10 protein-coding genes, 1 rRNA gene and 1 other annotated feature are annotated in these 14,444 nt (G+C 35.2%); of the genes, 5 read left to right on the top strand and 6 right to left on the bottom strand.

What is annotated here, in order from left to right:
- Positions 1–161: 161 nt before the first annotated feature.
- Complete coding sequence (locus tag BN2144_RS13640; RefSeq protein ID WP_230199692.1) at positions 162–1,823, top strand: IS1182 family transposase; 1,662 nt, start codon at positions 162–164, stop codon at positions 1,821–1,823.
- Here the strand turns inward: BN2144_RS13640 and BN2144_RS13635 are convergent, their stop codons facing one another.
- The 3 genes from BN2144_RS13635 to BN2144_RS13625 form a co-directional block, all read right to left on the bottom strand.
- Positions 1,824–4,538, bottom strand: a complete 2,715-nt coding sequence (locus BN2144_RS13635) for a DEAD/DEAH box helicase (protein ID WP_082195236.1) — start codon at positions 4,536–4,538, stop codon at positions 1,824–1,826.
- 336 nt (positions 4,539–4,874) lie between these two features.
- Positions 4,875–5,147 (bottom strand): nuclease-related domain-containing protein, encoded by a 273-nt coding sequence (locus BN2144_RS21010; protein ID WP_033828801.1) that lies wholly within the window; start codon positions 5,145–5,147, stop codon positions 4,875–4,877.
- Between the two features lie 119 nt (positions 5,148–5,266).
- The gene (locus tag BN2144_RS13625; protein ID WP_187367011.1) at positions 5,267–6,055 is read right to left on the bottom strand and encodes a restriction endonuclease; all 789 of its coding nucleotides are present in this window, start codon (positions 6,053–6,055) and stop codon (positions 5,267–5,269) included.
- 217 nt (positions 6,056–6,272) lie between these two features.
- On the opposite strand from BN2144_RS13625, the gene istA reads away from it, so the two are divergent.
- From istA to BN2144_RS13610, 3 genes are all read left to right on the top strand, one after another.
- A complete protein-coding gene (gene istA, locus BN2144_RS13620; RefSeq protein WP_456061792.1) occupies positions 6,273–7,814 on the top strand; it encodes an IS21 family transposase in 1,542 nt (513 codons plus the stop codon).
- Complete coding sequence (gene istB / locus BN2144_RS13615) at positions 7,807–8,574, top strand: IS21-like element helper ATPase IstB (protein WP_033826781.1); 768 nt, start codon at positions 7,807–7,809, stop codon at positions 8,572–8,574. The genes istA and istB overlap by 8 nt, the downstream gene beginning before the upstream one ends.
- Before the next feature lie 469 nt (positions 8,575–9,043).
- Positions 9,044–9,667 (top strand): TetR/AcrR family transcriptional regulator, encoded by a 624-nt coding sequence (locus BN2144_RS13610; RefSeq protein WP_033828800.1) that lies wholly within the window; start codon positions 9,044–9,046, stop codon positions 9,665–9,667.
- A 66-nt stretch (positions 9,668–9,733) separates the two neighbouring features.
- Here the strand turns inward: BN2144_RS13610 and BN2144_RS13605 are convergent, their stop codons facing one another.
- Together BN2144_RS13605 and BN2144_RS20410 are read right to left on the bottom strand one after the other, a co-directional pair.
- Positions 9,734–10,369, bottom strand: a complete 636-nt coding sequence (locus BN2144_RS13605) for a FusB/FusC family EF-G-binding protein (RefSeq protein WP_033828799.1) — start codon at positions 10,367–10,369, stop codon at positions 9,734–9,736.
- A 435-nt stretch (positions 10,370–10,804) separates the two neighbouring features.
- Positions 10,805–10,888, bottom strand: a complete 84-nt coding sequence (locus BN2144_RS20410) for a putative holin-like toxin (protein WP_268258048.1) — start codon at positions 10,886–10,888, stop codon at positions 10,805–10,807.
- 171 nt (positions 10,889–11,059) lie between these two features.
- On the opposite strand from BN2144_RS20410, the gene BN2144_RS13600 reads away from it, so the two are divergent.
- Positions 11,060–12,499: a DDE-type integrase/transposase/recombinase gene (locus BN2144_RS13600; protein WP_033826673.1), complete on the top strand. Its 1,440-nt coding sequence runs from the start codon at positions 11,060–11,062 to the stop codon at positions 12,497–12,499.
- Positions 12,500–13,340: 841 nt separating this feature from the next.
- On the opposite strand, the gene rrf is transcribed toward BN2144_RS13600, so the two are convergent.
- Positions 13,341–13,456 (bottom strand): 5S ribosomal RNA (gene rrf / locus BN2144_RS13595).
- A 73-nt stretch (positions 13,457–13,529) separates the two neighbouring features.
- Positions 13,530–14,399, bottom strand: a sequence feature (23S ribosomal RNA rRNA prediction is too short).
- Positions 14,400–14,444: the final 45 nt, after the last annotated feature.

Genomic DNA, 14,444 nt, shown 5'->3' with positions numbered 1-14,444 from the left:
AATGAGACTGGGACAAAACTCCAGTAAAATAAAAATTAAGGCGTTGGAGCTTACACTAAAAAGTGTAGACCCAACGCCTTTTTTGTCACAATTCTAGTAAACAAAAAGGGCACCTTTTGATAAAATTAAAGTGACGAAACAATAATTTTGGAGGTGCCCTTATGTTTAAACATTATAACATGAATCAAGTAGTTTTACCGCTAAATTTAGAAATTAAGTTGAAAGAAAACGATATTGCTTTTGCGATCAATGATCTTGTCGAGAGTATTCCCGAAGAAGCTTTCGAGGACTTCATACGACAAACCGGCCGTCCCGCGTATCATCCTCGTATGATGTTGAAAGTCATTTTGTGTGGATATACGCAATCCGTGTTTTCCGGCCGTAAAATAGAAGCTTTATTACAGGATAGTATCCGCATGATGTGGCTGGCTCAAGGACATGAACCTAGCTATCGCACCATCAATCGCTTCCGTTCTAATCCACTCATTGAAAACATCCTACGTGAATGCTTTGTCCAGTTCCGAAATCAGCTCGTGGAAAAGGAATTGATTGAAGAGGAAGCCATTTTTATTGATGGTACAAAAATTGAAGCAAACGCAAATAAGTTCACCTTTGTATGGCGGAAGTCCATTGAAAGATATAGTGATAAGCTAATTGAAAAGTCCAATCAACTGTATGATGAGCTGCTAGAGAAGGAGATCATCCCAGCAATAGAGCGAGAAAAGGAAGAGGAACTTTCCGTCAAAGAAATGGAAGAAGTAGTCGAAAAGTTAGACGAGAAAATCGAGGAATATAATAAAAAGATTGAAGTATCTGAAGTTGGGAGTGAACGGAAAAAGCTCCGTTCCGAACGCAAATTACCCATACAATCTCGGAAGCAATGGATGGATTACATTACTCGCAAACAAAAGTATCAAAACGATATGGAGATTTTCGGTGATCGCAATAGTTACTCAAAGACGGACCCAGATGCGACGTTTATGCGCATGAAGGACGACTACATGAAGAACGGTCAATTGAAAGCTGGTTACAATGTCCAAATTGCGACGGAAGGTCAATATGTGCTCGCTTACGATGTTTTCCCAAACCCGACCGATACACGCACTTTAATTCCTTTTCTCGACACGATTGAAGAAAACTTTTTCGAGCTTCCGGAATTCATTGTCGCGGATGCAGGATATGGTAGCGAACAGAATTATGAAGATATCATCGAGAATCGAAATCGAACGCCACTTATTACATACAATCAATATCGAAAGGAGAAGAAAAAGAAGCATAAGGACAACGCTTTTCATGTAGATAATTGGGAATATAATGAGGACGAAGATACTTTTCTGTGCCCAAATGGTCGGAAAGTACGATTTAGCCATCATTCCAAACGAACAGACAGGTACGGATTCACCCGTGAATTTAAAGTGTACGAGTGTGAGGACTGTTCGGATTGTCCACTCCGCGATTTATGCACGAAAGCAAAAGAAGGGAACAACCGAAAAGTCTACATAAATGAAAAGTGGGAGTCCCAAAAAGAATATGTACGTACGAAGCTTTCAGACGAGAAAACTGGTGAAATTTACGGAAAACGTAAAATTGATGTAGAACCAGCGTTCGGTTTTCTGAAGGCTAATTTAGGTTTCACTCGTTTTTCCGTCAGAGGAAAACAGAAAGTGAAAAATGAATTAGCCTTTGCGTTGATGGCGGTGAATATGAGAAAAGTCACCGCCATCAGCGGTAAAATAGTGACGAGAAATGGAAAAACCCCACAAAAAAGGTTCCAAGCAAATTTTTTATTGCCTGGAACCTTTTTATATACTACTTTTGGCTAGTTATGTCCCAGCCTCAATATAAATATAAGGTTCTGTCTTTCCATCAATCTCCTTATATTTACGAACAAATAGATGAAGATGAATTCCTCTTTCTTTATTAAATATAATATTTTTTCCTCGCTCAGAAGATTGGCTGGTACTATTAGGTGTTTGCCATTGGAAATATTGGCGATTAATGAATTTATCATGGTAATTAATACTTTCTTTTATATCCTCTTCTTTGTGTAAATCAACAAAAAGAAAATAGTCATTACCATTTGTTAATAGCCCGGAACCCCTAAATGAGCTGTGAGTTTTGCGATAGTTAGACAAAAGAGCAGCATCCACCATTTGATATTGCTCATAAAGTTTAAAATGTGGAATACCATAATATTCTCTTTTATATTCCTTTTCATATCTAAAAATTCCATATTGAATAACATCTTTTATATAACTATTAAAAATATTATTTTGGAGTACCCTACTAAAAATTTCTGTCCTAGTTGCTACACCATTTGAAGAATTTACAAGCTTTGTTCCTCTGCTTATTTGTCCTCTATCGTAATAGTCTTGATTTAATACTTCTAACGCATGTTGAACACTGTCATCATCCATTTTCTCTACATATTTTAAAATTTCTTGTCTTAATAGCTCTAAGGTAACTTGTTGTTTCTCAAGCAAAATTTTAAGAATGACGAATTCATGAATACGTTTTAAAGGTAATTTCCCCGATAATTCTTTTAAAATGCTCTCAAAATTATCATCAAGTAATAACTTTTTGAGTGATTCATCCTTCTCCGTTTTTGCAACAAATTTGAGGTACGATTTCTCCCGATGAATAAACTTAACTGGATCTGGTGCACCATCAAATTTTAAGTAATCAAGTAAAAAATACGGAATTCTACCTTGATTCATTTTCTTAAATTCTAAGTATTCTTCTCGCAAGTATTTTAACGAATTAAAATTTTCACGATCAATTTGCTCTAGAATTCTTTCCTTTGATATTTCATCCATTTGAATATGAGTGGCACCAGGGATATTTGCAAATCCGGTCGCAACAGCAACCTTTAAACTTTCTTTATCGTAATATCTGCTCCCATTCAATGCTAATGCTATTAGAAACACTTTACTGTGATTTCCAATAAAGTCAAGTACCGTTAAAAAAGTTTTACCACCGTGTTTTCTCAGTCCCCTTCCCAATTGCTGAATGAATACAATTGGAGAATTTGTTGGCCTTAACATGAGTACAGTGTTTATAGAAGGGATGTCTACACCCTCGTTAAATATATCAACAGAAAAAATCACTTGTAGTTCATCATCTTCATTCTCTAGTCTGTTAATATAAAACGCTCTTTCATCAACAGAATGGCCTCCATGTAAACAAACACTTTTATATCCATGCTTATTGAATTCATTCGCCATAAATTGAGCATGATCTACACTTGCACAAAAGCCTAAACATTTTCTCTTCTCTCCATCATGGTTATAGAAATTCATTTTTTCAATAATAAAATCTACCCGTTCATTAACCTTCAAACGTTTTGTAACCTCTGCAATATTGTCAATATCGACATCACTTAAGTCAATCCCTTCAATATCAGTTATACCAAAATAATGAAACGGAATGACCAAATCATCTTCTAAAGCTTCATGTAAACGAACTTCAATTGCCACATTATTATCAAATAGATCAAATACATTCATATTATCGCTACGTTCAGGTGTGGCTGTCATACCCAGTGTAAATTCGGGAGTAAAGTAATTCATAATTGTTTGATAACTTGGACTGGTAGCATGATGTGCCTCATCAAAAATAATGTACTCAAACTCATCTCTCTGAAAATCTTTATAGCTTCTAGTTAATGATTGAATAGTAGAAAAAATATAGTCAGCTTGTTTGTCTTTAGCGTTCCCTGTCAATAAACCAAACGTTATATTCTCGTTTGGTAATAAGAACTCAAATGTCTCCTTTGCCTTTTTCAAGATTTCTTCCCTATGTACAATAAACAATAGTTTTTTAGGTTTGAAATTTTTCACATCAAAAGCAGACATATACGTTTTACCTGTCCCAGTAGCAGCGATAACTAGAGCTTTCGATTCACCATAGCTTCGTAATCGCTTCAAACTCTCTATCGCCCTTTTCTGCATACGATTAGGAACAATATATTTTCCACGTTCAAAAACTGTTTGGCGGATCGGTGTTGTCCTCTTTATCGTAGTCAAAAAATTTTCATATTCCCCAATAAACGTTTCAGTTGCTTCTTCACTGATTTCCCATAAATGGTTATATTCTTTTATTACATCCTTTACAAATTCAGATTCATTTTTAGTAACAACTTCAACATTCCATTCAATATTACTTTTTAATGCACTTTGAGTTATGTTAGCGGAACCAATAATTATTTTATATGTATTTTGATATTCAAAAATATAAACTTTTGTATGGAAACCTCTTTCTTCTATGGTATCAAACACTTTTAAATCGATATTATTAAATGTTTTGATCTTTTCTAGTGCTTTAACCTCAGTGAAATTTAAATAAGTGGAAGTGATTATTTTTCCTTTGACCTCTCTTTCCTCCGCTTCTTTCAATGGATCAAGCAGCAACTGTAAACCGCTAAAATTTATAAATGCAACGCTAAAATAAAATGATTCGCACTCTTTTAATGATTTTACTAGTTCATTTAGTAGGTTTCCACTTTCAGAATTTACAATTAAACGTTTATCTGTTGTCATGTTAGAACTCCTAACAATATTAATTTATTGCTTCTTTTTGAATTCTTTTATTTGTTCTATATGATTAGTAGAAATATTTTTTCTTGTTTCCCTATCTATCATTTCGAGTCTCTTCAATCTACTGGTTACCGTTATCACAGTTCTTTGATCAATAATTCTATCTTGATATCTTAATATGGTACTTTGAAAATCTTTTAAATTAATAACATGATCTTTGTTAAATTGATTTTTGCTTTTTATTACTCCTTTATCGGTAAACGCAATAATTGAATAAAAATGAAGATCACCAATCTCCGTTCCTAGCTATTCTTTCAATACTTTAATATGCCCACGGTTTTACCAAATTGAATTATAAAATTTCGATCTTTTATTATATAGTACTTGTGTCCAGTTCTTCTGTTGTTCGTCTCCAAACAACCATACACAAGAATTCTTTGTCTTAATCACATAAATTCCAAATTGAGACACGATTACGTGTTCAATTTGGGAGTAAGTGAAGTCTCTTTTAGGTATATAAAGATTATGAAACACATGGTACTGTTGAGAAAAGTCTTTCACGAGTTTTTTTAATTTTATCCCAACGAATATTTTTCCATAATTCCCTTTCAATTTTTTCCTATTAGATATATTAGCTCGTAAATTTTTAATTAGTATTATGCATAAAAAAGGATAATTTCTCCCATAAGACGCCCTCGTTCTTGTTAAGATTAATAAGAAATTTGCTCTAATTACTCATCCAAAAAATCTTGTACCCTCTCATAAAAAAGATATAGTGGCTTTTTCTCGACACCAAGCCCTTTTTCTATCATAATATCAACAATTCCAGTACCATTCATTAGAATAACAGGGACTGCTCCTTTTTGAATAGAAATTTCCTTTGCGGTTTGTGTGAAATCAGAAGTAGTGAAAAAAATACCCTGTTCATAATTCCCTTGAATTGCTCCTCGAAATTGTTGGATTTCTTTTCTTCCAATATTTCCCTGCCACCTTTTACACTGAAAAGCAACATTCATTGTGGCTAGACCTAATTTCAGCTTACCAAATCCATCAATACCACCATCAGGGCCGATGTTAGTTACGTTTACACTAACAAAGCCATACACTTGAAGAAATTTCTTTGCAAATTCTTCAAATTGTCTTGGCGTTAATTCATGGAGTTTATCTAGTAATTGGGATTTAAAATCATCTTCATAGTTTTCATATAATTCAACAAAGTTCAATGGTGCAGGTCGATTCTCTTGAGGTGATTGAACTCGTAATCTGCCTTGATCAGTTATTGCCCACAGCCCTCTTTGTGGACTATGCATATCACCATTATCAATTAATTTTTGCCTTACCCATTGGATTCGATTTGTCCATTTATTAGCACCAGATACCATAACTTCTTCCAAATCTTCCTGAGTTAAATCTGGAAATTTATCAGTCACTCGAGGATAAATATCTTTTGGTCGACCTTGTCCGCCGAGTTCAACCAACACCTCAAGTAAAGGTATTTCAATATCAGATTGTTGAGGCATTACCATTGGATAAACCTACCCTTTCATAATAATATAGAAGATTTCGTATATAGATTAATTTTACCATATGATACTTACAATAATAGTACGATTTTTCTAACCTATTAATGTATATGTTAATCTAAAACTGAGCCACCTTATTAATTGAAAAGTGAGCCACTTTTGATAGAAAATAACCCTGACATTATTGTTAGGGGGAGTATCAGAGGTGATTACTTTGAATGTGAAACAACAAATAATAAAGATGCATTTGGAGGGAAAAAGTCAGAGGAAGATTGCAAAAGAATTGAAAAAATCTAGAAATACAGTAAAAAAATATATAAAGGAGTTCGAAAATAGTAAGTTAACGGATGTTCGAAATTTACCAATACCAGAGGAGATTATAAAACCACCAACTTACACAAAAAGAGTTGGTAGGAAAAGAGTATTAAGTGATGAAATTATCGAGAAAATTCGAGGATATATAAAAGAAAATGAGTGGAAAAGAGAGAATAATTTAGGTAAACAACAAATGAAAATCATTGATATGCATGAAAAGTTGATAGAGGAAGGGTGTGAAATTAGTTATACCACAGTACGTAATTTTGTAAACACGGAGCTAGCAAAGAAAAACGAGGTATTCATACGTAGAAATTGCGAACCTGGTTATGAAGTGGAATTTGATTGGGGAGAAATTAAAATCGAGGTGAATGGAAAATTAAGAAGCTATTCCCTAGCGGTTTTCACTTTAGCACATAGTAATTATCGATTTGCGAAAATCTATGAGTCTGAAACCATGGTTTGTGTTTTAGACATCCATTCCTTATTTATTGAACACATTGGTTTTATCCCTACGGTATTTACCTATGACAATATGAGGACTGTGGTTAAATCGTTCATAGGATCAGAAAGGGAAATCACCGACGGTATGAAAAATATTTCAGATTATTATGGGTTTAAAATTCGACTATGTGAACCAAGAAAGGGAAATGAAAAAGGCCACGTTGAACGTAGTGTAGAGTACATTCGTAGAAAGGCATTTTCATCAAATTATAAATTTACAAGTTTAAAAGAGGCAGAGGAACATTTGACAAGGGTACTAATAAGAATCAACCAGCAGTTACATCACCAGCATTTATTAAAACACATTGAATTAATGGAACACGAAAGGTCTGTATCCAAGCCAGCAATAACTCCTTTTGACGTTGCAGAGTTAATAGAATGTCGGGTGGATAAGTATAGTACAGTTGTCATAAAACAGAATCATTATTCTGTGCCAGAAGGACATGTTGGGAAATTTATTAAAGCAAAAGTAGGAGCTGAAAAAATCAAACTATTTATCGATGGGGAGCTTGTAGCAGAACACAAACGGAATTGGGGCTTACATCAGTGGGAAATGAATATTTATCACTATCTAAAAACCTTTGAAAAGAAAAAAGGTGCCATAGCTCAAAGTGAATGTTTGAAGCAGGCACCGGATGAAATTAAAATGATATACACCAATTATTATACAGGAAATGAAAAAGACTTCATAGAGTTACTTTTATATATTCAAGAAAAAGATAATTTAGGGCAAGTGTTAGAAGCTATTGAGAAACTAAATAATATTCGCTTTGGTTTTGTCACTACAGAAAGAATACAATTCATCTGTGAGCAAACCAATACTGACAAGTTAACTGATGAGAACAAGGACGACATCATGAAACAGTCAGAAAGAAATCTAAAAGCCTACGCAGATATGTTTGATCAATCTGAAGAAGGAGATATCTTATATGGATAAAAGGCAAGAGATTATTGAGCTGTGTAAGGAATTGCGTTTGCCTAGTATTCGAAGGATGGTCAATGATGAAAGTAATTTCAAAAAACCGGATGAGGCATTTGAAGTGTTACTTCAGGTGCTTCATCAAGAACATAGCGACCGACTGATACGGTCGAAACAGAATCGAATACGTACAGCCAATTTCCCACAGAAAAAATTATTGGAAGAATTAGTTGAAAGTTCTTTACCTGATCAGGCCCGACAAAAGTTACCTTATTTAAAAACGTTAAAGTTTATTGAAGAAGGACAAAATGTGATTTTTACAGGTTCACCCGGTACGGGGAAGTCGCACATTTCTATAGCACTCGGTATAGAAGCCTGTTTAGCTGGATATAAAGTCTTCTTTGCGACAGTACCATCTCTAATTAATCAACTTAAAGAATACAAATCTGAAAGAACTCTTCGCTCATTTGAATTGAAATTTGAAAGATATGATTTAGTAATCATTGATGAACTTGGATATATCTCATTTGATAAAGAAGGAGCAGAACTATTATTTACGCATTTATCATTACGTGCAGGGAGAAAGTCTACAATCATTACAAGCAATTTACCATTTTTAAAATGGCAAGAAATCTTTCATGATCCAGTTTTAACAGCTGCCTTAACGGATCGGCTTACACATAAGTCACATGTTATTAATATGAATGGGCCATCTTTTAGAATGAAAGAAACGAAGGCTTGGATGAATTTAAATAAATTCGAGGTGGCTCAAAATTAAATTGCGAAATGGCTCACTTTTCACTTGCGAAATACATATTTATAATTACACTAAACTTTCTTTAGGATAATAAGATCCAAATTAGCTTTTATTAATAATAACTATTGTAAACAACCTAACTACTCCTTAGTAATTATCCTGTTCGTTCTTCAGATGTTCTAAAGTTTTCACCATCATAGTAGCTTATATGAATTTTTTCTGCTCTGAGAAGTCATCATTTAACGATCTATTTTAATTAAAAAATCTTAGTTTTTGAAAATCCACTATTTATAACATTTGACATACGGCATTTTCTTTGTGGAAATTACTTGACTATTTTTACAAGGTTTTGTAGTCCAACGACGACATATAATTTACTCTATTCTACTGTAATATAAAAATATCTCTTTAAACCTAACTAACGTTAGCTTATAATAAAAACAAATCCCTAAAAAAGAGAACGATTCCAACTATAATGATTCGGAGGTGAATGGGCATGACAGTTAGTAAAAGTACAAAAGAAAAAATATTTTATGCTTCCTTAGATTTATTCTCACAAAAAGGATTTAGTGGAGTTTCTATACGTGAAATAACGAGAGAAGTGGGAATTAAGGAGAGCTCACTATATAATCATTTTGGTAGCAAAGACGAAATTTTAGAGTCTATTTTATCACATTTTAGAGTAGATTTTTCAAAAACTTTACCTCCAGTAGAAATGTTAGATGAAATATTAGAAAACCGAACAGTGGAGGATTTTTTAAAAGCAGGACATAAAAACTTCAAAAAGTATATGGAAGATGATATGGGAAGAAAAATGTGGAGAATTCTTCAGGTCGAACAGTTCAGATTTCCTCTAGCTAGAGAGATTATCGTGCAAGACTTATTCGGAAAAACGATTGAATTTCTTGAGATTTGCTTTACTAAACTAATTGCTTTAAAGAAAATCCGACCGTTAACCCCTAGAATGTTAGCCATTGAATATCAATACCCTGTTTTTTCATTACTTACAGAGTATAATATTTTAAAATTCGATGGAAAAGATACTTCCGATGTAGAGTCAAAATTGAATCAACACATTTCATTTTTTTTAGAAATAATTTCTCTCGAGCAGTGAAAAATATGAAGCACGGTATACATATCTTTCAACCGTACTTCATTTTCTAACTATCGAGATATAATATCATTTTTGAATGTTGTCTACAAATTCATATAACTTTTCTAAATTCATCAAGTGGTTATTACATTCTTGACTATCGGTACAAATAAAATTTCCCCTGCTAATAAAAGTTCCATCCCCCTTTCTCTTTTCTTTTATGCTGAACATACCGATTTCCCCATGCCTGTTGCAGATGGCACAAACCCCTTTTTTATTCATAGATTGAAATGAACCTTCCACACCTAAGCATTTGCCCATCCGGTTTAATACTAAATATTTTTTATTAGTTTGCGGGTCAAACCAACTTAAATATACAACTTCTCGTAAATCAAATTTTTCAAGTGAAGGAATTATTAATTTCTTTACTTTCGGAAATAATTTTTTTATTCCTTGTTCGGTTACATAGAAAGGAATGACATAGGACTTCACGTGTAGTAAAAACTTTTCCCCTGTTTCCTTATCATGTATATCTGTAATGGGTTGAAGAATATTTTTTTGTTCGTCTTCTATTTCAGAAAATAGAGCAAAAACCCTTTCAATTGCAATTGACTTTACAGCGGAGAGAACCGCCTTATCATTCGTTGTTGAATGAGCATTAACAAGTCTTTTTACTTGTTCTCGAATATAATTAAATTCATCAACTTGTATAAATGGTTGCATTTATAACACTCCAATCTGATTACCTCTTACAAATGTAAACTAACGATCGTTAGTAACTATATACTATAAAATTCCGGAAAGAATAGCAATATTTTTCTCAAAAAGTTCTGTTAAGAAGAAAACCATAGCATTTAAGTTGAAACATAACTCGTTCATAGTTTATTTTTAACCTAGCTTATTTTCACCGTTTTAATTTTTGGCAAATTGATAATTTAATAGACTACCTCGATTGCATATCTTAAATTTGTAACATCCTGTTTTTCATTGTAGATTATGAATAATTTGGTTATAATATGAATATAGAGAGGCATATATTAAAAAAGACCATAGGTGCTGTGAACACCTACGGTCAACGCAATAGTTGGTCCCACAAGGGTATCAGCATATTAGGTAAGTAATCCACCCTAAGTAGCTGGAAAAATCTCCAAGGGTGGATTACTTTTTGTTTTTAAAAGAAATGATTGACACAATCAAACCCGCAAATGCGATCATTAAGGTTAGTGTTTGAAAAGTTGTCATCATTAGCATCACCCCCTTTACTATGGGCGTATTGTCAAAAGTTTTTATATTAAATAGGTTAACAACCATTGATTTATAAGGCATTGAACAAAAAAAGACTTGCCACCCCCTAAAATCTATGGTTAATTGAGGTTACCACACACACAACTAACAAGATTGGAGTGAACAAGTCTGTATCCTCAATTATTAACCTATTTATTTGAATTTATCAAGTACCAAGATGAGACTATCAAAATTTTACAGACTCTTTTAATTGGAAAGAGTATGTTTGATAAACCCGAAGAAAAACCGATAAGCAAGCCTTATCGAAAACTACAGGTGGATGAGCTTCCGATTGTTGAAACACTTGAAAAGCTTGATTATCAAGAACTACTTAATGATTTTCTAGAAAAACACGGGAAACCATTAAAACCGGTTCGTAGACATAAAAACGCCAAAGTTTGTGTGCCTTCTCATTTGAATTGTCCAAAGTGTGGTGCTCCTTCTGATTTTCTTTATGCAAATAATGGAGATAAAGGACAATATCAATGTAAAGTGTGTGCGTGTTTGTTTAGCGAAAAGAATCGTTATTTGAAAGAGGCCATTTTACGATGTCCTCACTGTTCAAAAACACTTGAAAAGATAAAAGAACGAAAAGATTTTGATGTTTTCAAGTGTAAAAATAATCAATGTTCTTACTACCAAAAGAAGTTAAAAGGTCTTTCGAAAGAAGAGAAGAAACCGTTCAAAAAAGACCCACAAGCGTTCAAAATGCGCTATATATTTCGCCTGTTTAAGTTCGACTATAAGCCACTGTCGAAAGAGTCTCCAGAGTTACCGAAAGTAGATTTATCGAAATTGTACGTGTCTCCGCATACACTGGGACTTATTTTGACTTATCACGTAAACTACGGCTTATCAGCGCGCAAAACCGCGGCCATTATGAATGATATTCACGGAGTTTCTATTTCTCACCAAAGTATTTTAAACTACGAAAACAGTGTCGCGCTCATAATGAAACCGTTTATCGACCATTATCCGTATGAGCTTTCCAATCAATTTTGCGGTGATGAAACGTATATCCGTGTGAGTGGACGTTGGAATTACTTGTTCTTCTTCTTTGATACCGTAAAAAAGATTATTTTGTCGTATCCTGTTTCACCAAACCGAGATACACAGGCAGCTGTATTAGCCATTGATGAAGTATTGCTTAAGCTAAAAGAGATTCCAGAAGATCTTACTTTTGTGGTCGATGGGAATCCTATTTACCTTTTGGCTCAACACTTCTTTGCCCAGCACGATATCCACTTTGATGTGAAGCAAGTCATTGGATTAACCAATGAGGATCCTGTTTCAACGGAATATCGACCGCTTAAACAAATTATTGAGAGACTCAATCGTACTTTTAAGGGTAATTATAAGGCTACACATGGGTTTGGTTCAGAAAAGGGATCGGTATCCTATGTGACTTTATTCGTAGCATATTTTAACTTTCTCAGGCCACATGCTTCACTGGAGAATAAAGTGCCAGTTATGATCCCAGAACTCTCCAAATTGCCACACATGCCGGCACGTTGGACAAAAATGATTGAACTCGCTCAACAATGGCTTCTAGAAATACAAGCCGCCTAAATTTAGCTTTAGCTGAGCCCTTGAATGGTTTAACATTCAAACCAGCCATTTGGCGAAGCGAACCCTTGACAAACCGAACTAGCCGATGGTTTAAAATTTTCGGAAAACAAGGGCGTATTTGTCATGCCTTAATTTAGTTCCCTTCGCCCTTGTTACACCTAACTTAAACCATCGGCGTGTTTGTCAAGGGCAAATGGCGACGGTTCTCCACCTTATTTCGGAATAAATCTTGTTTGCTTATCCGTTTTTCATAGAACTTTTGACATTACCACTATGGGGTAATGCTGACCACCCTTGAGATTACCTAACTATTGCTAGTCTAATTATAGCATAGAAGCGAACGTATGGTCTATCCGTCAAATTTACTATGACTAAATCCAATAAATTATTAACTTAACTCGAATCGAGTTAGTTTAATACACGGGACCAACCCTTAGTACTAGAGATTTAAACTTAATTTTAACCCCGAAAATACTTCTAACAAAGTGAACTTACTCTTTGTTTCTAGAACATATTTATTCAACTCACGGAACTTTTTAAAAAGTCACATTCCCACAACTAACAGAATGTAATTATTCATTAATTTTAATTTTAAAAATTTTATACGAAACACTCACATTCAATATAAATCATTTTTACATACAATTTTAAGTTTCTTTTTTACACAACCAATATCTAGATCCGTACTTGGCACAATTACTGTAACTTAGAGTGGTTTGTAACATTTCTGCAACTAATGTACTATACTTAATACATTGAAGTTATTTACAAATAAACGAGCAATCGACAACATAAAGAATAAGCAAAAAAAGACAGTGATTCCTCACTGTCTTTTTACTTTGCCCGGCAACGTCCTACTCTCACAAAGGCAAGGCCTTCACTACCATCGGCGCTGAGAAGCTTAACTTCCGTGTTCGAGATGGGAACGGGTGTGACCTTCTCGCCATGATCACCGGACTATATTTATTTGAATGAATTCATTCTCTCAAAACTAGATAACGTAAGGCAAACTATTAATTAGGTTAAGTCCTCGAACGATTAGTATCCGTCAGCTCCACACGTCACCGTGCGTCCACCTCGGACCTATCAACCTTGTCATCTTCAAGGGTTCTTACTTAGATAAACTAATGGGAAATCTCATCTTGAGGGGGGCTTCATGCTTAGATGCTTTCAGCACTTATCCCTTCCGCACATAGCTACCCAGCGATGCCTTTGGCAAGACAACTGGTACACCAGCGGTGCGTCCATCCCGGTCCTCTCGTACTAAGGACAGCTCCTCTCAAATTTCCTACGCCCACGACGGATAGGGACCGAACTGTCTCACGACGTTCTGAACCCAGCTCGCGTACCGCTTTAATGGGCGAACAGCCCAACCCTTGGGACCGACTACAGCCCCAGGATGCGATGAGCCGACATCGAGGTGCCAAACCTCCCCGTCGATGTGGACTCTTGGGGGAGATAAGCCTGTTATCCCCGGGGTAGCTTTTATCCGTTGAGCGATGGCCCTTCCATGCGGAACCACCGGATCACTAAGCCCGACTTTCGTCCCTGCTCGACTTGTAGGTCTCGCAGTCAAGCTCCCTTATGCCTTTGCACTCTACGAATGATTTCCAACCATTCTGAGGGAACCTTTGGGCGCCTCCGTTACCTTTTAGGAGGCGACCGCCCCAGTCAAACTGCCCACCTGACACTGTCTCCCGCCCGGATAACGGGCGAAGGTTAGAATTTCAATACAGCCAGGGTAGTATCCCAAGGGCGCCTCCATGGAAGCTAGCGCTCCCATATCTCAGGCTCCTACCTATCCTGTACAAGCTGTACCAAAATTCAATATCAGGCTACAGTAAAGCTCCACGGGGTCTTTCCGTCCTGTCGCGGGTAACCTGCATCTTCACAGGTACTATAATTTCACCGAGTCTCTCGTTGAGACAGTGCCCAGATCGTTACG

This window comes from Bacillus andreraoultii, assembly GCF_001244735.1.
In the GTDB taxonomy this organism is placed as follows: domain Bacteria; phylum Bacillota; class Bacilli; order Bacillales; family Caldibacillaceae; genus Caldifermentibacillus; species Caldifermentibacillus andreraoultii.
This window is presented reverse-complemented; position numbering and strand designations above follow the sequence as displayed.